The organism is Fimbriimonadaceae bacterium, assembly GCA_019638795.1.
Classification (GTDB): domain Bacteria; phylum Armatimonadota; class Fimbriimonadia; order Fimbriimonadales; family Fimbriimonadaceae; genus JAHBTB01.
In genome coordinates this window covers 1-23,484 of the sequence record JAHBTB010000001.1, presented here as the reverse complement: position 1 = coordinate 23,484, position 23,484 = coordinate 1, and the positions used below count along the sequence as shown (strand labels likewise).

22 protein-coding genes and 1 tRNA gene are annotated in these 23,484 nt (G+C 64.8%); 11 read left to right on the top strand and 12 right to left on the bottom strand.

All coding sequences use genetic code 11. From position 1 onward, the window contains the following. Positions 1-2: 2 nt before the first annotated feature. From KF857_00115 to KF857_00100, 4 genes are all read left to right on the top strand, one after another. On the top strand, positions 3-542 hold the full coding sequence (locus KF857_00115; GenBank protein MBX3110385.1) for a GNAT family N-acetyltransferase: 540 nt from the start codon (positions 3-5) through the stop codon (positions 540-542). Positions 543-633: 91 nt separating this feature from the next. Then, a complete protein-coding gene (locus KF857_00110) occupies positions 634-987 on the top strand; it encodes a winged helix-turn-helix transcriptional regulator (GenBank protein ID MBX3110384.1) in 354 nt (117 codons plus the stop codon). Continuing rightward, positions 971-1,453, top strand: a complete 483-nt coding sequence (locus KF857_00105) for an SRPBCC domain-containing protein (GenBank protein MBX3110383.1) — start codon at positions 971-973, stop codon at positions 1,451-1,453. Before KF857_00110 ends, KF857_00105 begins: the two co-directional genes overlap by 17 nt. Continuing rightward, a complete protein-coding gene (locus tag KF857_00100) occupies positions 1,450-1,902 on the top strand; it encodes an SRPBCC domain-containing protein (GenBank protein ID MBX3110382.1) in 453 nt (150 codons plus the stop codon). The genes KF857_00105 and KF857_00100 overlap by 4 nt, the downstream gene beginning before the upstream one ends. Here KF857_00100 and KF857_00095 read toward each other — a convergent pair. Further along, positions 1,899-3,338, bottom strand: a complete 1,440-nt coding sequence (locus KF857_00095) for an arylsulfatase (protein ID MBX3110381.1) — start codon at positions 3,336-3,338, stop codon at positions 1,899-1,901. The genes KF857_00100 and KF857_00095 overlap by 4 nt on opposite strands. Positions 3,339-3,537: 199 nt before the next feature. Further along, positions 3,538-4,005 (bottom strand): DinB family protein, encoded by a 468-nt coding sequence (locus tag KF857_00090; GenBank protein ID MBX3110380.1) that lies wholly within the window; start codon positions 4,003-4,005, stop codon positions 3,538-3,540. A 69-nt stretch (positions 4,006-4,074) separates the two neighbouring features. Between KF857_00090 and KF857_00085 the strand changes: the two genes are divergently transcribed. The 4 genes from KF857_00085 to KF857_00070 all read left to right on the top strand — a co-directional run bounded on the left by KF857_00085 (position 4,075) and on the right by KF857_00070 (position 8,695). Then, entirely contained in the window at positions 4,075-4,929 is an 855-nt protein-coding gene (locus KF857_00085; protein MBX3110379.1) for a winged helix-turn-helix transcriptional regulator, read from the top strand. A 193-nt stretch (positions 4,930-5,122) separates the two neighbouring features. Next, the gene (locus tag KF857_00080) at positions 5,123-6,964 is read left to right on the top strand and encodes an ankyrin repeat domain-containing protein (protein ID MBX3110378.1); all 1,842 of its coding nucleotides are present in this window, start codon (positions 5,123-5,125) and stop codon (positions 6,962-6,964) included. Between the two features lie 41 nt (positions 6,965-7,005). Beyond that, positions 7,006-7,623 (top strand): SRPBCC domain-containing protein, encoded by a 618-nt coding sequence (locus tag KF857_00075; protein ID MBX3110377.1) that lies wholly within the window; start codon positions 7,006-7,008, stop codon positions 7,621-7,623. 10 nt (positions 7,624-7,633) lie between these two features. Then, complete coding sequence (locus KF857_00070) at positions 7,634-8,695, top strand: DUF2156 domain-containing protein (protein MBX3110376.1); 1,062 nt, start codon at positions 7,634-7,636, stop codon at positions 8,693-8,695. 7 nt (positions 8,696-8,702) lie between these two features. Here KF857_00070 and KF857_00065 read toward each other — a convergent pair whose 3' ends face one another. The 6 genes from KF857_00065 to KF857_00040 all read right to left on the bottom strand — a co-directional run bounded on the left by KF857_00065 (position 8,703) and on the right by KF857_00040 (position 14,512). Further along, on the bottom strand, positions 8,703-9,104 hold the full coding sequence (locus KF857_00065; GenBank protein MBX3110375.1) for a DUF1801 domain-containing protein: 402 nt from the start codon (positions 9,102-9,104) through the stop codon (positions 8,703-8,705). Between the two features lie 149 nt (positions 9,105-9,253). Next, the gene (locus tag KF857_00060; protein MBX3110374.1) at positions 9,254-10,588 is read right to left on the bottom strand and encodes a Fic family protein; all 1,335 of its coding nucleotides are present in this window, start codon (positions 10,586-10,588) and stop codon (positions 9,254-9,256) included. Positions 10,589-10,719: 131 nt separating this feature from the next. Continuing rightward, positions 10,720-10,796, bottom strand: a tRNA-Glu gene (locus tag KF857_00055). Positions 10,797-11,012: 216 nt separating this feature from the next. Beyond that, entirely contained in the window at positions 11,013-13,232 is a 2,220-nt protein-coding gene (locus KF857_00050) for a penicillin acylase family protein (GenBank protein MBX3110373.1), read from the bottom strand. A 32-nt stretch (positions 13,233-13,264) separates the two neighbouring features. Next, on the bottom strand, positions 13,265-13,492 hold the full coding sequence (locus KF857_00045; protein ID MBX3110372.1) for a hypothetical protein: 228 nt from the start codon (positions 13,490-13,492) through the stop codon (positions 13,265-13,267). A gap of 72 nt (positions 13,493-13,564) precedes the next feature. Further along, positions 13,565-14,512 carry an SIS domain-containing protein gene (locus KF857_00040; protein MBX3110371.1) on the bottom strand — a complete coding sequence of 316 codons (948 nt, stop codon included), beginning with the start codon at positions 14,510-14,512 and terminating at the stop codon, positions 13,565-13,567. A gap of 89 nt (positions 14,513-14,601) precedes the next feature. Between KF857_00040 and KF857_00035 the strand changes: the two genes are divergently transcribed. Genes KF857_00035 through murB form a run of 3 tightly spaced genes read left to right on the top strand, consistent with a single transcriptional unit; the run spans position 14,602 to position 17,124 of the window. After that, positions 14,602-15,627 carry a hypothetical protein gene (locus tag KF857_00035; GenBank protein MBX3110370.1) on the top strand — a complete coding sequence of 342 codons (1,026 nt, stop codon included), beginning with the start codon at positions 14,602-14,604 and terminating at the stop codon, positions 15,625-15,627. Continuing rightward, the gene (gene tsaB / locus KF857_00030) at positions 15,624-16,178 is read left to right on the top strand and encodes a tRNA (adenosine(37)-N6)-threonylcarbamoyltransferase complex dimerization subunit type 1 TsaB (GenBank protein ID MBX3110369.1); all 555 of its coding nucleotides are present in this window, start codon (positions 15,624-15,626) and stop codon (positions 16,176-16,178) included. The genes KF857_00035 and tsaB overlap by 4 nt, the downstream gene beginning before the upstream one ends. After that, positions 16,168-17,124 carry a UDP-N-acetylmuramate dehydrogenase gene (gene murB / locus KF857_00025; protein MBX3110368.1) on the top strand — a complete coding sequence of 319 codons (957 nt, stop codon included), beginning with the start codon at positions 16,168-16,170 and terminating at the stop codon, positions 17,122-17,124. Before tsaB ends, murB begins: the two co-directional genes overlap by 11 nt. Positions 17,125-17,264: 140 nt before the next feature. Here the strand turns inward: murB and KF857_00020 are convergent, their stop codons facing one another. The 4 genes from KF857_00020 to KF857_00005 all read right to left on the bottom strand — a co-directional run. Next, positions 17,265-20,321, bottom strand: coding sequence for a DEAD/DEAH box helicase family protein (locus KF857_00020; GenBank protein ID MBX3110367.1), 3,057 nt, complete (start codon positions 20,319-20,321; stop codon positions 17,265-17,267). Then, on the bottom strand, positions 20,318-20,683 hold the full coding sequence (locus tag KF857_00015; GenBank protein ID MBX3110366.1) for a HEPN domain-containing protein: 366 nt from the start codon (positions 20,681-20,683) through the stop codon (positions 20,318-20,320). The genes KF857_00020 and KF857_00015 overlap by 4 nt, the downstream gene beginning before the upstream one ends. Further along, a complete protein-coding gene (locus tag KF857_00010) occupies positions 20,673-20,987 on the bottom strand; it encodes a nucleotidyltransferase domain-containing protein (protein ID MBX3110365.1) in 315 nt (104 codons plus the stop codon). Before KF857_00010 ends, KF857_00015 begins: the two co-directional genes overlap by 11 nt. Then, positions 20,984-23,484 (bottom strand): site-specific DNA-methyltransferase (locus tag KF857_00005; protein ID MBX3110364.1); only part of this gene is annotated, 2,501 nt, incomplete at its 5' end. The genes KF857_00005 and KF857_00010, both read right to left, overlap by 4 nt.

The window sequence follows — 23,484 nt, the reverse complement described above, 5'->3', positions numbered from 1 at the left end:
ACATGTTGCGGGGAAAGCACGTCAACCTGCGGACGGTCCGCCGCGCAGACCTGCCAAAGCTTGTGGAGCTTCGGTCCGAGGTTCGGTCGCGGGGCCAGTACTTTCCCCTCGACCTCCACAGTGAGGTCGCCATTCAAAAGAGCTTTGACGACGACGGGATGTGGGGCAAGGAGGACGGCACGATGCTGATCGTCGACCCGGTCACCGACCGCATCATCGGGTCGGTCTCCTATTTCAACGCCCAGCACTACTATGATGCGACGAAGGAGATCGGCTACATCCTCTATGACCTGGCCGACCGAGGCAAGGGATACGGCACCGAGGCGGTCAGCCTGTTTGTCGACTATCTGTTTGATTGGCTCCCCCTCGCCCGCATCCAGATCCAGGCCGAAGAAGGGAACACCGCCAGCCGTCGGCTGGCGGAGAAGTGCGGGTTCGTTCAGGAGGGTGTCCTCCGCCACGTCTTCTGGGTGGGCGGCGCGCCCCAGGACATCGTGATGTACGCCAAGCTCCGCGGAGAGCCCGGCCTGCGCGGGTTCTGAGCCAAACGGAAGGACTTTTCAACAATTGCCCTTGCTTTTCTGGATGTGGGCTGATATATTACCAAGTGGTAATAAAACCACACGGTAACTAATGGCGTCCGACCACCTCAGTCTCGTTTTTTCTGCCCTCGCCGACCCGACGCGGCGGGCCATCTTGGCCCAGCTCGCCGAAGGGCCGAAGGCGATGGGCGAGGTGGCGGGCACCTTTGACATGACCGGCCCGGCGGTCACCAAGCACCTTAAGGTGCTGGAGAAGGCGGGGCTGGTGAAGGTCGATAAGCGGGCGCAACAGCGCGTGCGCTTGCTTGTCGCCGATCCGCTCAAAGAGGCGCAAGACTGGATCGAACCGTACCGGCGGTACTGGGACGAGAGCTTCGAGCGCCTGGACGCCTACCTCCGTGACCTTCAGTCCAATAAGGATCCGAACCATGAAGCAAAGCCTTGACATCCTGATGCCGTCAGACCTGGAACTCCAGTTCTCGCGGTTCTTCGCCGCTCCCGTCGACCTGGTGTGGGACGTCCACACGAAGGGCGAACACCTTGCCCGCTGGCAAGGCCCGCACTCCATCAAGTACACCAAGTACGAAATGGACTGCCGGCCTGGCGGCATCTGGGACTCGGTCTGCGCGGACTCCAACGGCGCGGAACAACGGTTCTACGGCGAAGTGCGCGAGGTCGTGGTGAAGTCGCGGCTCGTCACGACCTTCCTGTGGGACGGCGCGCCCGGGCACACCCTGGTCAACACCGTCACCTTCGACGCGGAAGGGGACGGCACGAGAGTGACCTACCATTCGCTATTTCCTGACAAGGCCTCACGCGACGGTATGGTCGCCTTCGGCATGGAGCGCGGTGTCCGGGAAGGGTTCGAGAAGCTCGACACCCTTCTGGGCTCGTTGGAGGTGGTCCGGTGACGGTCCTGCATCCCGAGCGGACCCTGACCCTGAGCAGGGTGTACCGGGCGACGCCAGAGAAGCTCCTCTCGATGTGGTCGGACCCCGTCCACCTCAGCAACTGGTGGGGGCCGGTCGGCTTCACCACGACGACCCACGAACTGGCGTTCGAGCCCGGCGGCTGGTGGGTCTTGACCATGCACGGGCCCGACGGGCGCGACTACCCCAACCGCCTCAAGTACCACCAAACTGGACCGGACAGGATCACCTACACGCACTATGGTGACGGAGGTGCCGTGCACTTTGAAGCCACCGTGGACATCGAGGCCCTCAACAGTGAGGAGACGCGGATGACGTTCAGCATGGAGTTCCCGACTCTGGAGGAGAAGGTGCTCTGTGTCGACACGTATGGTGCGGACAAGGGGTTGGCCGACACCATGGCCCGCTTGGCCGGACTGGTCGAGGGCTAGTCCTTCTCCGCTTGTCCCAAGGGGAACAGCCGGTTGGGCCGGTGCTCCTTGGCCATGAGGTCAAGGCCCTCGCGTACCAGCTCAGGGTGCGCGAGGGCCATATCTTTGGTTTCCGAAGGGTCAGCGACAATGTCGTAGAGCTCGGCCTTCTCGGGGTGCTTGTTCAGGTCAGGCCTGACGACCTTCCACCGCTCGCGCAGGAAGACGGCCTGCTGGGCCGACGCCTCGGGATACTCGAAGTACATCCAGGGGCGCACGGGCTGGAACTTGCCGGTGAGCGTGGCCAGAAAACTGCGCCCGTCGGTCCGTGGCGCCTTCAGCCCGGCCGCTTCGCAACACATGGCGAAAGCGTCGTATCCGACGGCGAAGCGCGGTGTCGTCGTGCCAGGAGTGATCCTGCCGGGCCACCGGGCGATGAACGGCTCGCGGACGCCACCGTCGTAAAGGCTCATTTTGCCTTCGCGGAGGGCTCCGTTCGACTTGAAGAACGCGCGGTCCATCCCTCCGGTGAAGGTGGCCCCGTTGTCACTGGTGAACACCACCAAGGTGTCCTTGCTGAGCCCCAACCGGTCAAGCTCGGCCATGATCTGGCCGACCGAGTCGTCCAGATAGGCGATCATCGCCGCGTAGGTCGCCCGTGGGCGGGCCGTCGGGAGGTAGCCCTTCTCGCCGAGGTAAGGCTTTGCGTCCCAGTCCCTCGGAAACTTGTCGACCCACTCCTTCGGTGCCTGCAGAGAGACGTGGGGAAGGGTCGGCGCGTAGTACAAGAAGAACGGTTGTTTCTTTGATGACCGAATGAAGTCGAGGCAGTTTTCGGTGATCTTGGCCGGTGCATAAGTTTGGCCACCGAACCGGGTGTAGTAGTCGTCCTCGGACGCCAAGGGCTCCTTGATCCGCTGGTGGGCGCTCATCAGTTTGTTGCCCGGCAGGATGTCGGGTTGGTAGCCGTTCCAGAGGTAGACGGGGTAGTAGTTGTGGGCCCGCCTTTGGCAGATATAGCCGTAAAAGAAGTCAAAGCCATGGTTGAGCGGGTGTCCGTCCGGCCCGGGGCCGCCGAGGCCCCATTTGCCGACGACACCGGTCCGATAGCCGCCCCGGTGCAGCACGTCCGCGAGGGTCGTCTCGCCGTCAGGTAAAGGGGTCTGTCCTTCGGGGTCGTTCGGTCCGGCGCCGCCTCGCTCGGTGTTGCCACGGATAGCGGCATGGCCCTGGTGCTTGCCGGTCATCAGGGAGTAACGGGCGGGCGCGCAAACGGGACTGGCGGAGTAATACCGCGTCATCTTGACCCCTTCGGCTGCCAAACGGTCGATGTGGGGGGTCGGGATCTTCTCTTGGCCGTAGCAACCCAACTCGCCATAGCCCAAGTCGTCGGCCATGATGAAGACGATGTTGGGCCGGCCCGGTTGCAGGAGGGCTGCGGCGACGAGGGCGGTCATGACCCTAGTCTAGCCAGGCGGGAGGAAGAAGTGCGGTCCCCCCGGATTTCCGGCGTTTCCAGGGCCGGGGGCGACGGCATTGGCGATCAGGAGTGAGCGATTCTTGCGGCCACCGCGGGTCTTACGACAGCCTTTGCACCCACTACCCGCCGTCGTGCGCGGCGAGTTCCCCGAACGTCAATTTGGGCAAAAAATCTTCTCAGCGTCCTGAGGCGACTGCCAAATACAACTGACGGACCGCGCCCAGGTGGTACGCCACGTGACCTAAATTGGCGAGCATCCCCAGCAGGTCGCCTTCGTCCGGAGTGGCTGAAGCCACGTGGCTGACGAAGGCCGCCACCTTGCGGCGGAACTCTTCCTTGACACCGGCCCACTCCTCGTCGGTGACTTCCTGCTTGGCCCAACTGCCCGGCCAATCCCCTTCCGGACGCTCGCCGGCGATCCATCGTAGCGTCAAGTCCAGGTAGTAGCTGGTGTGGATGGTGTGGGCCGCCACCGTGCTCGCCCCGGGGAAGACGCGGGTCGACGCCTCGGCGGCGGTCAGGTCGTCGAGAGTCGCCCACATTGCCTCGCCGCCCTGGACAAAATACGTCCCTTCGGCACCGGGCGGGGTGCCCTCAAAGACTTCGGTGAACAGGGTGCAGACCGCCTGGTTGAGTGCGTCCATGGGGTCATTCTATCTGTCCCCCGGGGGACCCCAGTATAAGTGCCGTGTGATATTGTTAAGGCTGTGGCGATGCACGCCTTTGAGGTCCTTGGCGAGCCGGTCCGGCGGCGGATTTTGGAGCGTCTGGGTAAGGGAGAAGCGACGTCGGGCGAGATGGTCGACGTGGTGCAGGCCGAGTTCCCGATCTCGCAGGCCGCGGTGTCCCAACACTTGAAAGTCCTGCGTGACGCCGGCTTCGCCTCTGTCCGACCCGCGGGGACGCGTCGGATCTACACGTTTGAGCCTGCCGCCATGGCAGAGGTCGACGCCTGGCTAGACCAATTCCGACCGGGGAACGAACATAGGTCGAGAGATCCGGAGTCGGCCCGCGCACCGCTGGCCACGCTAGGTCACTCTGATTTGCTGGATGCACTGGCCAACGGCACGACTCGCGAACAGGCCACCGCCATCGCCGCCATCACCGAGCAGGCTTCCGGCCCGGTCGCATGGGCCGACGCCGCATGGGACCTCGTCCTCGCCATCGCCTGTCGCCCGGCCAATGATAACTGTGCCGCGGCCGGCCGACTCTTGTGTCTCCTTGCGAAGGACGGCCAGGAAGCCCGCATGTCCCGAGACTTCGACCGGGTGTTCGCGCTGGTGAAGGACGACCGCCTGGCGGTCGCGCGGACGGTCCTTCGCGAGATCTGGCGGGTCGGTTTGGTGTCAGAGGGCCTGCGACGGACGGTCGTCGACGGGCTACAAGACTGGTTCCACAACTGCACGTCGGGCAAGAACAGCATCCAGATAAGGTTTGACATCATCGACGGGCTTGCCAAGCTCCACCGTGCCACCGGCGACCCTTATGTCTCGCAAGTGACATCGACCATCGTTTCGTCGGGAGCTTCGGCGAGGAAGGTGGTGGAAGGTCCCGCGCGGAGCGACTGAGGGCCCAAGAGGCCCGGGCATATCGCCCCGTTCTGGCGCTGGTTGCAACGTCGGACTCCTCCCCGCCCCGTAAGTTTGTCAATCCAACCGGCGTGGCCCAAGCTGGCCGGTTGCGACCCCAAGCAATCGCGGAGTGGTAGATTATGCCGCATAGGGGTTGTGGGGGGATGTGGGCATGAAAAAGTTGTCAAATATGAACGTTTCGCGAATCAATAGCGCTGCCTTGTGCTTGTCGGTCGGTGCGGTCGTCGCTGCTGCTGTCGCCCCCGGGCTCGGCCCGGTGCAGCAGGGACAACAACACCGACGGAGCACAGACCCGCCGACGATGAGCCGTGGGAACCTCGGCCCCGAGCTCTTCATGGCGGTCGGTCGTCGCGACGACAAGGGCGTCGACGACTTGATCGGCCGGGGAGCCGACGTCAATGCCCGGAACGGACTAGAGTTCACGCCGCTCTACCTGGCCTCGGCCACGTTCCAGATGGGCGTGATGGGCAAACTGATCAAGGCCGGGGCCGACGTCAACGCGGACAGCCCGTATGGCACCGCGCTGCTCTTTGCGGGATTGAGCGGGAACGCCCCCGGGGCGCAGATACTGCTGGCCAACGGTGCCGACGTGAACGCCAGCCGCGCCGACGGCAAGACGGCCTTAATGAACGGGGCCAACGCCGGCTCGGTGCCGTTTGTCCAAGAAATGATCGCTCATAAGGCGGCGGTCGACACGACCGACACGAGCGGCGCGACGGCCTTGACCTACGCCGCCCGAGGCGGCCATGTGCAAGTCGGCCAGATTCTGATCGAACACGGTGCCGACGTGGACCACGCCGACGAGGAGGGCTTGACCCCCCTGCTTATGGCGGCCATGAACGGCCACGCCGACTTTGTCAAGATGCTCCTGAACCGAGGCGCAAAGGTGGACGCCAAGGACAAGAGCGGGCGCGACGCCTTGGTCCTGGCCGCGACGTACGGGGACTATCCCGGCGTCGTCGAAAACCTCCGGTCGAGGTCGGGTAGTGTGGCCGCCGCCGGTGCCGTCGCAGCGCGACGGGGCCACACGGCGACGGCCAAATTGCTCGGGGCCAAGGCCCCCGCGTCCGCGGTCCCGACCGCCCGACGGGCGGTGGCGGCCAGCGTCAAGGCCATCGAGAAGTCGATGAAGACCTTCGCTGACAACGCGGCCTGCGTGTCGTGCCATCACGAGGGGTTGGGGCGCATGGCGACGGCGGTGGCCAAGGCGAACGGATTTGCCACCAGCGCAGAATTGGACAAGGTCCAGGCCCAACGGGTCGGCATGACCGTCACCGCCCTGAAGCCCCTCAACGAAGACGGGGCCGCTGACCCACGGAAGCTGATCAACATCCCGCTGGCCGAGGTCAACGAAGTCACCCCCGGATACACCTGGATGCTCGTCGGCATGGTGGCCAAAGGCGAGAAGGCCGACGCCGGGCGCGTGGCGATGACCAAAGCGCTGGGCGCCTTCCAGGCCCCCGACGGAAGTTGGTCGTTCGGCCTGCCCCGGGCGCCGATGCAGTCCAGCCTGTTCACCTACACGGCGCTCTCCGTCCGCGCCTTGACCGCATACGCCCCCGACAAAGGGAAGGTCGCTTTGGCGGCCAAGTGGCTCGCCGCGACACCGGCAAAGACCCTTGACGACAAGGCGTTCAAGGTGCTCGGCCTGAAGTGGGCCGGTGCACCGGCCAAGGACGTGAGGGCCGCCGCCGCCGACCTGGCCACCGACCAGCACGCCGACGGAGGTTGGGCCTCCGCGTCTGGGGTCCCGAGCGACGCCTACGGCACCTCGTTGGCCCTTTACGCCTTGGGCAAGGCGGGGACTCCAGTGACTTCGCCGGCCTATGCGAAGGGCGCGAAGTTCTTGCTCCGGAACCAAGACCCCGACGGGACGTGGTACGTGGTGAAGAGGGCGATCCCGGCGAACAACTACATGGAAGCCGGTTTCCCCCACGGGGAATCGCAATACTCGTCGTTTATCGCGACCTGCTACGCCACAATGGCGCTGGCGCCGATGGTCAAGCGGTGACTCCGACTAGGGCGGCGGCGTGCCGGGACAAGGACACCAAGATGGATGTGACACTGCAAAGTGATTTTCCGGTTACCGACGCCGCCGCCCAGGCGGCTACCGGCAAGACGTTGACTGAATGGTTCGCGACGCTGGACGACCGGGGAACGTCCGACGGCAGGCGCGAGGTCATCCAGTGGCTCTATGACCAGACCGGGCGGGGCAAAGACGTGTGGTGGCCGACGACGGTCTGGGTCGAGTACGAGCGCGCCAAAGGCGTCGTCAACAAAAAGGACTGCTTGGGCGAGGGTTACAACATCTGCGTCACCAAGACGGTCGTCGCCACCCCCGACGCGGTCTACCAGGCCTTCACCGACGCCCCTCTCTGTGGCTGGCTGGGTTGCGACGGCGCGACAGAAGGCGGGGCGTACCGTGATTCAGGTGGGAACACCGGGACATGGCTCCGCCTGCGGCCCGGCAAGGACGTGAGGATCGCATGGCGCACCAAGGGCGTCGAACACGGCACCCAGGTCGACGCCGCCTTTGCCGACAAAGGCGGAGGCAAGACTGGGATCACCTTGACCCATGCGCGGATCCAGAGCAGGGAAGAGGCCGACGGCCTGCGGGCGGCATGGGGCGCGGCGTTCGACAGGCTGAAAGCGCAGCTCGAAGCCAGGTAAACCTGGGGAGATGGCCGCGTCGGAGCGGAACCGTGCCTTGGTCTTGAGGCACGGCTGGAACAGCACCTGCTACCAGCTACTCAATGACGGCATTGAGCACTGGTGGTCGGCCGACGGGCAGAGCATGGTCGGATTCGTCCGGTCGGGGGGCATGGCGATCGTCGCGGGCGCCCCCGTTTGCGCCGCCTATCGGCTGGACGCGACCCTGGAGGAGTGGGACGGGTACTTACGTGGCCAAGGGTTGCAGGCCTGTTACTTCGGGGCCGAGTCTCGCCTCCAGGATTGTTTGGACACCCGGACTGGCTACGTCAACGTCGTCCTGGGGTCTCAGCCCGAGTGGGACCCCGCCGAGTTTGTCGCATTGGTGGAGGGTGACGCCTCGCTCCGCGCCCAGTTGAACCGTGCCCGTAACAAGCATGTCCAGGTGTCGGAATGGTCTCGCGAGAGGGCTGAGCACGAGCCAGCCCTGAAGGCGGTGCTCCAAGCGTGGCTCGCCACCCGCGGCCTGCCGACGCTCCACTTCTTGGTCGAACCGGAGACTCTCGGCGACCTGCGCGACCGGCGCATCTTCGTCGCCGAACGGCATGGTCGGCCGATCGGTTTCGTGACCTTGTGCCCGGTGCCGGCGCGCCGGGGCTGGCTGACCGAGCAGTTTGTCCGCGGGCCCGAGGCGCCGAACGGCACGGTCGAGTTGTTGCTCTACCACTCGGCCAAGGCGGTTGCCGAAGCGGGGGCGCTGTACTTCACCATGGGGATCGTCCCCCTGGTCGCGAACGGGGCCGAACTGGACACCGACCCGACGTGGTTACGGCTTGTCCGGGGCTGGGCCAGGGCACACTACACGCGGTTCTACAACTTCCGGGGACTGGCCGAGTTCAAGGGAAAGTTCCACCCGCCCCACTGGCAACCGGTCGTGGTCGTCATCCAGGGCGACCGGTTCCGCCTGAAGCACCTTCGGGCGATCGGCCGGGCGTTCACGGTGGGGCCGCCGGAATTGGCGGTGGCCAAAGGTTGTGCCAAGGCCCTGCGGGAAGAACTCCGGCGCTTCGCCGCGTGGCTGTCCCACCGATGAACCGGCCCTAGACTCCGGGGCCCTTCAATAGGATGAGTTCGCCCCGTCGCTTGATGATGTTTTTGTAGTCCCACTGGATGTCCCGCGCCTTGGCAAGCCAGGCGCGCAGGACGACGGTGTCGATGTCGTCCAAAGACTTGTACATCGCTTCGGCAGCCTTGAACGAGCCCTCGGGCTTGAGTCCGGGCTCGTCGAACGACCTCCCGCTCCAGAAGAGCAAACGGACCCCCGCCTTCAACTTGTGGTAGCCGACCACGGGGTTTCCGTCGAGGAACCAGACGGGGCTGCCATGCCAGACCTTGCTTTCGGCCTCGGGGAGGGCGGCGACGATCTCGCCATAGAGCTTTTCGCAAACCGCCCGGACGTCGTCGTCTTGCTTGTCGTGATAGTCGCGGATGCCCTGGTCCATCGTGGGCGTGTCTTACCCTCGCGGCGGTGCCGGTGGCAACTGGGCTCTACCTACGGGATGCGCCAGGCCGACTCTTGAGGACTTGGGGATGGATGGTACTCCGAAGTGTACACGCTTCGAACCGCCTTGCAGATATGAATCGCCCCAGCTCAGTCCGCCACCGCGACAGCATTTAATAGAGAATCGCTAATCTTTGCCGCGAGGTCACCTGTAGTGCACTCTACGTAGGTCGAACTGCCTACGTAGACAGTCCAGGCATCCCCGTTTCCGCTTCTCGACGTAATCTCGTGACCAAAAAGGGAGTGTTCGTAATCTTGAACCCATCGAGGAAAGCCGTCAGGGTTCAAAACGGACCAGAAAACAGATGGTCCGCCCTGGTGCCCCATTTTGTGGAACATAGGTGGCGTGCGCGGCCCAACCCAGGCCAAGGCCTCAAACGGCCTAAGACCTGGAATCGTCAGGCGAACCTGAAATGCCCATGATCTTGGAACTGGCCGTTTTTGACACAGTTCAAGGTAGTCCTCGAGGGAGAAGTTGCTTTCAAATAGGCGGACACTAGAAGAACCACCGACCTGTTCCATCGCTCGAGAGACCTCCAAGTCGACCATTTGGCCGAGAAGATGGACCGCTGTGTTCCAAATCTCAAGTTGTTTGAATTGACGTTCGCGAATTGTCAGCACAGGTCCTGTGGCCACGGCCTTCGTCGCTTGCTCAATCCCGATCAAGGAAGATTCGCATCGATCAAAGATCAGCTCCAAGAACGGACCTAGATTGCCTTCATCTGATTCGCTCAGGCAATCGTAATAGCGCTCCCTCTCGACCTTCTTGATAATGATTGGGGGATATCCTGCTTGAATAAGCTGCAGGTTGCCCACGGCTCGCGCGGTCCTGCCATTGCCGTCCGTATACGGGTGAATGTGTGTGAGCCAAGCATGCAGGATTGCCGAGCGAATCGGAGCCGAAGTATCCTGATGCTGTCGTGACCATTCTTGCCATGAAGCCATCTGACTCGTGACCTGTTCCCGAGTCTTTGGTGGAGTGTGTTTGGCTCCAGTGATGCGAACACTCGATGACCTGAACATCCCGGAGCCTCCATGACCTGCGAGAAGAAGGCTGTGTAACTCGTTAACTACCGAATTATCAATGATCCTGTCCGCCGAGGCTAACTCGACTAGTCTTTCGTGCGCCTTATCCAGGGCTCGAGCATCTGCTATATACTTAGGGCTGTGCTCGTCTATAGTTATCCCTTTCGTAATGGCGAGTTCGGTCTCACGAACTGTAAGGGTACTGCCTTCAATAGCATTTGATTCGGCGACCTGCTCAAAACGCTTTTGACCGTAGTACCGCTGTAAAGCGCTCGAGCTCAGAACCCCATCTCCACGCAAACGATCGACTCGCTTTTGTAGTTCAGAGAGTCTTGACTCGATCGCATGCTCGACTTCCCGGGTCGCTAAATACGGTGTTCCTTCCAGTGGTAGAGACATTTACGACGCAGTCTACCGAGTTGCGCGAGTTGTGGCGCTCTTCGGAGGCTAGGTACGCGATCCAAACCAGGTACTCGGACAAACCTCAAGATGGTTCGAATCTCATCCGTTCAAATAGGTTCAAAAAGAGGTGGTACTCCCGACGGGATTCGAACCCGCGATCTTCGCCGTGAGAGGGCGATGTCCTGAACCGCTAGACGACGGGAGCACGCTGGCCCCAGGAAGATACCCCGGCCAAGGGCCTCGGGGCGCACCGGTCCCGAGGGCCGTCCTCAGCCCTGGCGAAGGCCCATGGCGGGGAGTCTCCCGCCCCGTCACGCAGGGGCGCGGGCCTGTAGCAGGCGAAAGACGGTGGGTGGCCGGCGGACGACCATCAACTACCCCAGTGTCGGGGGAAAAACGGCACCACCTTGCAGGGCCGGTCTCACCATCGCCACATCGGCTTGAAAGTCCACGCCCGCGCGAGCGGAACTTGGTCGAAGGCGTGGGGGCCGGACTCACTGACCCCCGGCGAGGCGACGCTCCGCGCCATGGGGCCGTCGGGGAAGAACTCGGTCACCTGGATGTAAGTCCCTCGGTTGATGTAAGGGACAGGTGTTTCGCCGGGGACGGTGATGGACCCGGCACCGTACTGCCAGTTCCGGATGTCGGAGCCATGCTTCATGGCCAGCTCGGCCAGGGCCGCCTTGAACGACGCGACGAGCACGGCGTCCCTGGTCGTCCCTGCCAAGTAGTCGTACTTCGTCTTGCCGTCCAGGGCTTCCGCGATCACGGAGGGCTGGACGGCTTGGACGAAGAGCCCCTCGCCGGTCAGGTTGCCGATCGATTTCAGGAAGAGAGCCATGCGGAGCTGCCGGACGCACTCGCGGTAGACCTCGGCCCCCACCGACCCCTGGACTGACCAACCGTCCCACCCCGCCAGTTGCTTCTCGGCCTCGGTGGCTGGCGAACGTCCCCGGTCTTTGGCGACGGCGCGGACGATCTCGGCGCGGAAGAAGCCGTTCGTGTCGTCCCGGCGGGCGATGTCCCAGGCCGCCTTCTCCAAGTCGAAGGCCGTCAGCTTGGCCTTGCCGAGGCTTGCGCGCAGGGTGTCGACCCGAAAGATCCGCCCCCAGACCGGGGTGTCGCCGTTGGGCCACCACGCGACCGACTTGTTGTTCCAGTTCGAGATGAGGCCCTGGGGGCTGTCGTCGAGGCGGGGCATCGCCGGGCGGGGCACCGCGGGACGCCACTGGTTGGCCGGGGTGTCTTCGCTCGGGAGGCGCGGGTCCAGGGCCGGGTTACGGGTCGGCACATGGCCGACATAGCGGTATCCCGAGTGGCCGTCACGGGTGACATAGAACAGGTTGAAGGTGGTGGGCACGGAGTCGACCGCTTTGTCCACGTCGGCGGCGGTCTTGGCGGTGGCAAGGCCCGACAAGGCGTGGGTCATCGCCAGCTCCTTCTTCCAGAGCCCCGACTTCAGACTGAAGACCACCTTGGCGCCGCTACTCAGGAGCAACACCGGCCCGTGATGGGTGCGGAGTTGGGTGAAGGTCGAGTCGGGCCGGCCCTTGACCTTGACGTTGAAGACGACCTTTTCAATCGGCAGCGTCTTGCCGTCGTAGGTGTAGCCGTCCCTGCCGACCATGGGGGCCCAAAACACGTCTTCGATGTCGGCCACGCCACTGGTCAGGCCCCAGGCCATCTGCGGGCTTGTGCCGATGGCGACCCCGGGGATACCGGGCACTTCCATGCCGGCGACCTGGAGCCCAGGGGCGTCGATGGCGACCTCGTGGATGATGCTCGGAGTCGCGTGACCCATTTGCGGCGCGGTAAGCAGGAGCGGGTTGCCGGTGGCGCTCTTCGAGCGGGGCACCAAGACGGCGTAGCTGCCGGTCTTGTACGGCGCACCGACATGGCTGGCCAGCAACTTGCTGTCGGTCTGGTCGGCCATAGCGATGGCCCCGGCAAGTTCCAGGAGGTTTGGCCGAGGTATGGCGGCGAACTGGGCGGCCGTCGCGGCTCTGGTGGGGGTGCCAAAGATGGTTTGGGCAGGGCCGCCGTCGCCGGCCACCGTCGTCGGGCTCCGACGGTCGTTGGGCCACGCCAGGTCGTCGAGCACGTCGAGTTCGTGCCCCTTCACCTTCTGGGTCGTGAGGTAGGAGAGGAGGGCCAAGTTCCGGAGCTCACCCGCGCCGCCGGTGCCAAAGAGCCGCGCCAAACGGACGACGATGGCGCAAGAGTCCAGAACGGTCCATGGCTCCGGAGTGAAGCCGTATTCCTTGTAGCCGGCGGGGAGGTTGCCCGCCTTCGTCCGGTCCGCAATGTCCTGGTTCACGCCGTCGGAATAGGCGGCGAACGCCGCCCGGACGTCGGCGGGCAGGGCATCGAACTGGGCCTGGAGCTCGGTGTCGGTGTAGGCTCGGGCGAGAACCTGGCGGTCGCTCCTTTCGGCGGCCGGGCCGAGCACCTCGGCCAGTTTGCCCCGGCACTGCCGCCGGCTCATTTCCATCTGCCACAGGCGGTCCTGGCTGCAGGCCAAGCCGTCAAGCCTGTACGCCTCGACGACGTTTTCAGCGTGGACCTTCGGCACGCCAAAGGGGTCACGTTCGATGTTCGGCTGGTTGGGAAGGAGAAGGGAGGCCAGGATCAGCGTCGTCACGTCGCCAGTCTAGCCAGTCCGGAGGTCGGCCGTCACCGGCGGGGCAGGCGGGGATGCCCCGGGTCGCTCAGAGAGCGTTCACCGAAGAGCTTCTTGTACACCCAGAAGCTGACTCCAGCCACCACCAAGACGGGCAGGACCACCTTGAACGCGGCGCCGAGCAATCCGAACGCGATACCGATGACGGCCTTCCAGGCAAGCCATGCCGCGAAGACCAGCACAAGGACGACCAGAATGTTGCGGACGGTACGGCGTTCCATAGTCTCAGCTTGTAACAAAAGGGACGGGACTCGGCGCGACGGGGTTGGGGGAGTGGGTGTAAAGCCCCCGTGCTAGAGCGTCTTGGTCACCTTCGAGAGGTTTTGCGCCCGGTCGGGGTCGAAGCCCCTGGCCCGGGCCACCTTCAGGGCGACCCATTGGCCGAAGACGACATGCCAGAGCGGGTCGTAGACGCCTTGTCCCGCTTGCGGGGCGGGCACGACGGCCGTGCCCGTTCCGGAAAGTCCGTCGGGCACCTCACCATAGACGAGGGCCACGGTCCCATGCTCGGCGAGGGCTTGGGGCCCGTGGGCGAAGTCGGCGGTCGAAAAGCTCTTCGCAGGGACGATGGCGCACTCCATCATCTTCAGGGCCGTCTCCTGGGCGGTGGCAAAGTCGTACCCCCGGGCAAGGCAAAAGACCAAGGACGACCGGACGAAGAGTCCCGACACTTGCTCCGCCGCCGCCTCGCAGGCGTCGACCCAGGCTTCGTCGGGGACCGTCGGTGCGGGCAGGTCCGCGCCCAAGGCCCTCACGACCTGGGCCATGGCGAGAAGCGACGAACTGTACGTCTTGGTCGCCGCGATGCTTCCCTCGACCCCGACCCCCAGTTCGAGGGCGAACTCGGCTTCCCCGGCGAGCCTGGAACCGGCAGTGTTGGTCACGGCCAGGGTCGTGTGGCCCTGGCGGCGCATGTAGGCGAGGACCTCGCTGACGTCGGGGGCGGCGCCGCTTTGGCTGATGCCGATCGCCAGCGTCCGGCCCGGGAACCGAAGTTCCGACTGGTGGCGCGTGATGACGGATGGCGCCGCCAAGGTGACCGGGACGCCCAGGTGGATCTCGATCAGGTACCGGGCGTAAAGGGCGGCGTTGTCGCTGCTGCCGCGGGCGGCGAGGAGGACAAGGTCGAACGACCGCCCGCGGAGGGCCGCGGACAACTCGGCCAAGTACCGGTCGCGGTTCGCCGCCAAGACTGTCGGTTGCTCGCGGATCTCCCGCTCCATCTGCACGCCCAAGGCCACGCCCCGAGGGTACCAGCATGGGGTAACTTGACCTTCCGACCCGCCCTGCGATCCTGCCGGGGCCCGTCGGCCGTCTGAAGAGCTGACCTATGCCGGTAGCGACCTGTGCCCTCGCGATGTTGGCGATCGTGCAAGCCAAAGACATGCGGACATACCGCGACGAGAGCCTTGGGTTGGAGTTCCAGCACCCCAAGGCGTGGGCCGTCCGCAAAGAACGCCTTTTCTCGGTGATTGAGTTCAAGACCAAGTCCGGCCAGCCTGTCAAGGTCCAGATCATCGACACCGCCTACCGGAGCGACGCGGAGAAGTGGCAAAGCCTGCAGCGGGACATCAGCGAGACCAGCAAGCGCCAGGTCCTCAAGCAATGGACCGAGGAGTTGCTCGGTGTCCCCTTGCTGTTGACCCGCACCTCCGAGGTGGTGGGCGCGGAGACCCGCGTCACCCTCATCGGACTCCTCTATTCACGGACGGCGGAGAAGCTGAACTTCCGGGTCAGTTCCTCGGCCGCGGCGTCGGACGAAGCCGAGGCCGAATGGCGCTCCGCCCTGCTCACCATCAGGACGGTCTCGGGTGTGGTGCCCAAGGCGGAGGCCCCGGGGACGAAGGTCGAGACACCGGTCAAGCCGACCAAACCCAAGTCTGAGACAGTCTGGAACCCCAAGCTGCAGGCCCCGCCGAAGACCGGGAAAGCGACCAACCGCCAACGCGTCGAGAAGTGGGACTACTACATGCCCGAGGGCTGGACGGTCACCGGCGAGGTCGCCAAACACGCGGGCCTGAAGGGCACCGTCACCCTGCGGGCGGCCACCGGCAATGCCGTCCAGGCCCGCAACAGCTGGCTCCGGATCGGCGGTGTCTCCCTTGCCGAGTTCACCAAGGTCGACCACCGGGAGGAGACCGCCCCTTACCCGAACCGGGCCGGGGTCGGCGTCCTCGTCGGTCGCCGGTGGGGACAGGGCACCGCCGGGCCCTTGTACGCCGTCTACGCCCTCGGCTGGTCGGACGACAAGTTCTGGTTGCTCGACTACCGGGCCGTCAGCAAGGCCGACTATGAGGCGGACAAAGACCTGGTCCAAGACCTGATCGACCGCATGTCCGTCGAAACGGTGCTATGACGCTGGCCCTCAGCACGTCGTCGCCCTTGGTGAGCGTCGCCGTGTTCGACGAGGACGGGCGCCTCTCCGGCGCCGCCGAGGCGACTGCCCCACGGGCGGCGAGCGGCACCGTCATCCAACTGGCCCTGACCCTGCTCGGTGACCGCGGGCTCGCCTCCGTCAGCCGGATCGTCGTCGACGCGGGGCCCGGCAGCTTCACCGGGGTCAAGGTGGGCCTGGCCGTCGCCAAGACTTGGGCCTACGCGCTGGCGGTGCCTGTCGCCGCCACCACCTCCTTCGACCTGACCGGCGCGCCCGCCGCCGTGGCCCTGCCGTCCCGCAAGGGCGAATACTTCTACCGCTCCGCCGACGGGGTGGCTTCGGTCGTCTCCGGGCTCCCCGCCGACGCCGCCAGCGGGGAAGACGTCGTCCCGCGGGCGCAGAACGCCGGCCCGCTCCTCGCCGGGCTCCAGTTCGGCGACGCCTTCGCCCTCGCCGCCCACTACGTCGCCGGACCCAGCATCAGCCAGGCCAAGCGCGCCCACATCATGGGAGAGACCTTTGGCGTTTGACCCCGGCCAGATCGTCCGGAACAAGCCCCTCGCCCCCTACACCACCCTGCAGGCGGGCGGGCCCGCCGAGTCGTTCGCCGTGGCGCGGTGCGCCGACGACCTCGCCGAAGCCGCCCTCTACACCCAGCGGGAGGGCGTCGCCGCCACCTACCTCGGCGGGGGCAGCAACGTCCTGCCCAGCGACGCCGGGGTCCCCGGCCTCACCGTCCTCAACCTCACCCGCCAGATCGAGGTCGGTGCCGACGGCACCGTCACCGCCGACTGCGGCGCACCGCTGCAAGACCTCTTCCTCAAAACCGCCCAAGCCGGCCTCGCCGGGCTCAGCTTCGCCGTCGGCATCCCCGGCAGCGTCGGCGGCGCCCTGGTCAGCAACGCCGGGGCCTACCGCGCCAACATCAGCGACCACCTCGTCGCCGTCGAAGTCGTCCACGAGGGCCGCCGCCGGTGGGAAGACCCCGCCTTCATGGCGTTCTCCTACCGCGACTCCCGCCTCCGCCAGCCCGGCGCCGAGCCCGTCTGCTTGGTCCGCGCCAGGTTCGTGCTCCCCCGCGGCGACGCCCATGAGGTCTACGCCCTGGCCCGCGACTACCAGCGCCAGCGCATCGGCAAGCAACCCCCCCCGGCCAGCGCCGGCAGCTTCTTCAAGAACGTCGTCGACGCCGCCTTCGCCCGGTCGCTCCCCGACCTCCCCGACCCCCTCAAGGCCGCCGGGGTCGTCCCCGCCGGTCACCTGGTCGAACGGTGCGGGTTGAAGGGAAGGCGGCTCGGTGGGGCCGCCGTGGGCCGCCGACACGCCAATTTCATCCTCAACGTCGCCGGGGCCACCGCCGCCGACATCCGCCGCCTCGCCGAAGACGTCGCCGCCTGTGTCGCCCAGAAATTCGGGGTCCGTCTGGAGGAAGAAGTCCTCTATCTCGGCGACTGGTCGGGCTGGCGCCGGGCCTAGTCCGACGACCGTCCGGACCGGGCTTTCGGGGCCCTTTCCGCGACTGGTGCTACCCTTTCGCTTACCTTTCGCTCACCTTTCGCTCACTTTTTCGTCCGAGCCCCCGTCCACGCCCCCCGCCGGACCCCAAATAGGCCCTGTCATCGGGCGCCCGCGACCCCCCGCTTCGGGCCCTCCCCCTCCGGCAAAAATCCCCTCAGCAGCGCCTCCAATTCGTGGGGCTTGCCGCACACCGCAAAGGCCCACCGGCCGAGCTGCCCCCAGTTGTTCACCGCCGACACCCACCGCCGCGCGCCCTGGTGCTTCTGGTTGGTCTCGTCGTCGGCCAGGCCCTTCACCTCCAGAAGCAGCACAGCACCATCGGCCAGCCGGACGAGGTAGTCCGGGCTGTAGGTGTGCTGCACTCCTTCGAACTCGTAGGGGATGGTCAGGAATCCTCGGTCGTTCCGGGCATAGCACCTGACGAGAGACGTGAGTCGCTCCAGATGGAACGAAACGGTCTGCTCCCATGTGCTGTCCAGCACCACCGAGTTGATGTGGGAGCGGACGGTGGCGTGCACGGGGCGCTTAGTCGTGTATTCGACGTCCGACGTGCTGCTCACCGGATTGAACCGGTTCAGGACCGGAAGCAACGGCACCTCCCCTTGGTCGTCGTCCGGCTCGATAGCGTCGCGCAACCGCTCGACGATACGGCGCACATACTTGTCGAGGCCGAGTTCGCAAGGATCGGCGCCTTTGAAGTCAACCTTGGTGGAGACGTACTTCCGCACCAGGCGGGCGACCTGCGGGAAAAGTTCATGGCGGGCGTAGCCTCGGGTCCGGGCGTTCCCTCCGACCGGCGCGAACTCACCTTCGCCCACAAGGGCAGACACGACCTGCCGCGCCACCTCGAACTCGATTTGCTGAGGGTGATGCATCGCGTAGTAGTCGTCGCGGTTGTGCACGACAAATGCGCCGAGCCCCTTGCCAGAAGCCGCACCCTCCGAATACCCCGCCTGAATGCGGAGGAATGTCGCGGTCGGTGTCAGCTCCGGTTCGAGGACCATGCGCTCCATCTGGTCGATGTCAGCCCGGATGAGGTTGCGTTTTAGGGCGAAGACGAATCCCTCGACATTGGGGAAGCGGATCTCAAAGTGACTTCTCTCGGGAACGGCCCGGATGAAGTTGACTGGCTTGTCCGGCGGCGCGGAACTCGGCTTGCCCTTGTAGGGAATGACCGAGAACGGGATGCCGTACACGTCCACATACTCTTCGGGCAACAGCCCGGTCTCCGGGTCCGGGTCATAGTTCATCCGGCGCAGGCCGCGACCGACGACTTGCTCGCAAAGCAACTGGGAGCCGAAGGCCCGCAGCCCCAGGATGTGGGTGACGTTGTTCGCGTCCCAGCCTTCCGTCAGCATGGCGACCGAGACGACGCACCGGACGTCTTGCCCCGGTTTCCCGATCCGTCCGACGGTGTTGACGATCTCCCTCAGCTCCCGGGCGGCTTTGTCCTTCGTCGCCGTCGGGTCCTCGCTCTCCACCTTCGCCAAGCGGTTACTGTCGATGCTGATCGTGTGCCTGGACTTCGGGCCGTTCTCGAACAAGGAGGCCCAGTCTGGCGAGCCACGGTACACGACCTTCTTCTTCGCCTTCTTGCCCTTCCTCTTGGGTCCGTCCTCCTCGACTTCTGGCTCGTCCGAGTCGTCATCGGACTCGGCGGCGTAGAGCGCCTCGACCTCGTCCTCACCGCTGATGCTGCGGAAGAAGAGCTCGGCGATCTGCGTGTTGTCGCAGACGAGGATCATGACCGGCGGAGCCTTCAGTTGGAGGTCGCTGGCCCCCTGGATCTCGTCGAATGCCTTCCTATATTCGCCGGCCAACTGGACCAGGGCGTCCTGGGCCCGCTCCCAGACGACCTCCGGCTTCGGCTTTCGACCCGCGACCCGCTGAGAGGCAGCCAAATCGCGCGTGATGTTCTTCCACAGCCTGAAGTACTTCGCGTCGGGTCGGCCGGTCGTGTCGCTGACGGGGAGTCGAGGAATCTTGGTGATCCCGCTCTCGATCCCGTCGACCAGGCCAAAGTCGCTGACGATCCACGGGAACGGCTCCCCCTCGGGAAAGCCCGACCCTTTGATATAGAACGGCGTCGCCGAGAGGTCGACGCAGACCTGGATGCCGCAGGACTTGTTGATGCGGTCGAGACCCTGGACCCAAACGGTCGCCTCGTCGTTGTCGTCGCTCCCCTCGACGAAGAGCTTGCCGTCCGCGGGCTTGGGGCGGTAGGCGTGGTGCCCCTCGTCGTTCATCACGAGCAGGGGGCCCATGTCGTACAGCGTGCCGAGCCGGTTGCGGGCGAACGACTCGTCGTCCTCCGCACCCTTCTGGACGACCGCGTACGACTTGCCGCCCTCGCTGTGCTCGCTCGTCGGGTTGAAGGCGTGCCAGTTGACAATCTCGACTTTGCCCGTCTGCAGCAAGGGCCGGTAGAGCGTCGGGACTAGGTCGAACTGGGTGTAGATGTCCTGACCCTTGGCGTCGGGGCGGAGGACCTGGAGCCGCTCCTTGATGGTCAGGTTGGGGCAGCAGACGAGGGCCGCTTTCGGAAACCTTTCGTCGCTCGGGACACGGGCCCGGTTGCAGAAGGCCCAGGCGATCAGCATGGCCATCACCGTGGTTTTTCCTGCGCCGGTGCAGACCTTGGCGCCCATGCGGGTCAGCGGCGCGTAGCCGGGGTCGGCCGGTCGGTCGGTGAGGGCCTGGAAGTCCGTGTCCGAGAACTCCGGCGACCAGACCGGTCGGCGGCGAGACCCGTCCCGTTTGAGGCCGCGGATCTCGTTCAGAAAGATGATGGTCTCGGCCGCTTCCAGTTGACAGAAGAACAGTCGGCGGGTACGGTCGGCCCGCCACCAGTGACGCAGCAACTCCTTGGTGACGTTCTCCGCCCCCGGGTAGCCGGACTCCCTCCACCGCTTCACGTCCTGGCGCAGCTTGTTGACCAAGTCGAGTTCGCGCCGCTCTTCCTCCGTCTCGAACAGTTGGCCCTGGCCCCGCACCCGCTCCTCTGACTTGAACCAGTAGTAGGCCGGGCGTCGTCCAGGCTTCTTGGTCGCTTCGCCCGTCTTGCGGTCGTAATCGTAATGCCAGTCCGGCTCCCGGTAGGGGCTGCAGATGACCGGCGACTCGACGGGCTGGATCGGCTGTGGCTCTTGCCTCAATCTCGGGCTCCCAGCCAGTCCACGACCCGGCGATGCTCCGCGATGAATTGGGCCGGTTCGGCTTCGGTAGGCTCGTCCCAGTCGGGGTAACGCGTCATCCAGGCAAGTGTCGAGAGTGACCTCAAGGCTTCCATGACTTCGTCAGTGACCGGGCGTTCCAGGGCCACGGCGATTTCCTCCAGGTCGTGAGTCTTCCGTGGCCGCAAGCCCATCGCCGCCATTTCCGCCTTCATCCGCTTTTCTGCCGCCTGTTGGAGGTGGTAGGCGACAAGGCTTCGCGCACCTCCCGCGCCGTGCAAGATCTCCGCCGCCCGTTCGTCCTGTCGGGCCTTGGTGAGCCACTTCTCCGGTTCACCGGGCATAGATCGTCACCCCCTCCTCAAGGGCCCAGTCCACTGCCGATCCGCGAAAGCTGGCCTGCCGGGCGACTTCCTCGGGGGTGAGGACCAGCAGGTCGATCGAGAACCGGCGCTTACTCAACGCGGCTTGGCCGGCCAGGAGCCTTGCTCGCAAGGGCAAGTCGCTCTCCACTTCCACGAGGACGTCAAAGTCGCTCTCCGGGTCTGCGTCGCCCCGCGCTTGGGAACCGAACAAGATGATGCGGCGCACCTCGAACGTTTCGCGCATGCGCTTGACGATCAAGCTGAGGACCTCCTCTTTTCTCACGACCCGAATCCCTCCAGTCGGTGCACCTTCATGACCTCGTTGCCACGCGGGTCGATGACCTTCACTGCGACCCGCTTGTGCTTGCCCGGTGGGAAGGGGAGCGACGTGGTCCCGCTGAACGCCTCGAACCGCTCCATGTCGACCGCGCCGCTCTTGTCCAGGTGCTTGGCAATCTTTTCCCATGCCGACTTGTCCGGGAAGAACGCCTGGGTCACGCAGAACGTGCGGCCGTCGTAGTCGCCGTCGACAAACCAGGCCGCCACCTTGTCCGCTCCGCTCGACCGCACCACGTTCTCAATCGGGTCGTAGATGTCGACGCCTTCCATCAAGACTTGGAGCTCGCCAGTCGGCGACTTGCCCAGTCGGGTCCGCGGAGTGCCGCTCACCGTGAAGAGTTGCTGGTGCACGGTGGTCTTGAGCAGGTCGCCCATCGCCGGGTTGGCGTCGGGGCGAATCTGCACCATTTCAACCTGTTGCACATTGGTCGAGCCGGGATCGCGTTTCTGCTCGGCCTCGAACAACTCCTTGCGGTAGCCAAGCTCGCCGCTTGCTTCCGCGTCGAAGGAGAACCCGACGAACAGCACGACGTCCGCCTTCCGCGACCGGGCCAGAACATCGTCCACCACGCCGCGCGTCAGCGCGCCGTATTGCGGGCCGAACACGACGTACACGGACTTTGCCGCGTTGCCGTCGGGCCCGTTTTCCCACTCGCCCTCCGCGTGGTGGGTGGCCCCCATGACCCGGTCGAGTCGGGCGAACTCCTGCACCTTGTTGTTGAGGAACCGGACGCCGTCTTTCCGCAAGAGCCCGGTCATTTGGTCGAGGTAGCTGTCCGCGTTCGAGACGTCGGCCACGTCGATGCTTGTGGATCCGTTTGCACCAGGCTCGAACGTGTCGAGTTCCTCGTCGTAGGGCTCGATGGGGGACTCCTCGTCCACGTCGATGTTCTCCTCGACCGGGATCACCCCCTCGACCGTGAAGGGGCCGCTCACCCGGAGCACGCCGGGGACCTTGATGGGTTGGTCGACCAACTCCTCCTGCTCCGCGCGGGCGGCGATGGTGTCGTTGACCTCCTTCATCTTCGCCTTCCAAAGCTCGCGGTAGCGCCGCACCGCGTCCTGGAGCGGCTGCGGCCAGTCGGGGTCCGCGTCGAACGGCATCTCCCACTCGTACCAGCCGTCGAAGTCGTTCGCCACGGTCGTGTAGTTGCGCGTGGGCTTGAGGTCGGGCGGGAGCACCCATCGACGCCAGTCGGCGTCGGAGAGCGCCTTCTTCAACTTGGCGAGGTCGTTGCCCACCGAATTGGCCTTCTTCTCGCCGAGGGAGTCCTTCGCCTTGGTGAGCAACTTGACCCGCAGGTCAGCCGGACACGCTCGGAGCGCATCGTTCGCTCGTTCGCAGGCTTCCCTGAGTTGTGGGTCCCACCGGTCGAAGACGGGGTCGAGGGCTTGGTTCTGAGCGATGGATTTGAGGGTGATGTGGGGGACCGTCTTGCAGTCGAACGTCACCGGTCCGGAGAGTTCGCCGCTCGGGTCGGTCAGCCACGTGCCGCTTGGGTTCTGCCCAACATCTTTGCCGTCAAGGGCACGCATCTTGTAGGAGTCGAACCGAGCCGTCATCAGCCGTTGCCGCGCAATGCTGAGGGCGACCCGGCTGGTGTCCGCTGTAATCCATCGTCGCCCGAGGTCCTCAGCCTCCAAAGCAGTTGTTCCTCCTCCACAAGTAGGGTCGAGCACCAGGTCCCCGGGCGAAGTCGTCATGAGGATGCACCGTTCGATTACCTTTGGGTTGGTTGACACGATGTAAGCCTTGCCAGCGGCCGTTCCAGCAATGGAGGTATCGCCCCACAGGCTTGTCTGTTCGAAGGCAGGATAGTCGGAAACAAACCGCTTGTATGCCAAGCTGTCGCTCCTAGCGAATAATCGACCCGCCTGCGTCAGCCGTGTCATTCCGGTGGGATACTGCGCCTTCCAATGAGTGCGCTCGTTGGGTGAGTAGATGCGGCCACTAATTTCTATGGGCTGTGGCCCCGAAGCAGCTCCTTGGCTGACGGTGTTGTCAAGCCTCATTAGGTCAACGACGGCATGCTCTTCCTCGGTGGCCGTCTTAAGTTCGCCCTCCGGTGTTTGGTGGTAGCGGTAGTCGTCACCTTGCAGGCCGCCATCAGCCTTGAGGCGGTAAAGCTGATAGTAGCGAGCTTTCTCCTTGTCCTTGGCATACCAGAGCAGGTAGTCGCCAGCCCGACTAAGGAACTTCGTTGCAAACCCACCAGTTGTCGTGAACGAAATTACGCTAATCGTATTTTCAGCCCCGAATACTTCATCTAAAAGAGAGCGTACGCGGTGTAGATTCTCATCACTGATTTGAACAAAGATGCTGCCCGAGTCCGCTAGCAACTCCTTGCAGAGCAGTAGCCGGTCCCGCAAGTAAGACAGGTAGGAGTGAACTCCCAGCGTCCAGGTGTCGCGATAGGCCTTCACCATCTCCGGCTCGCGGG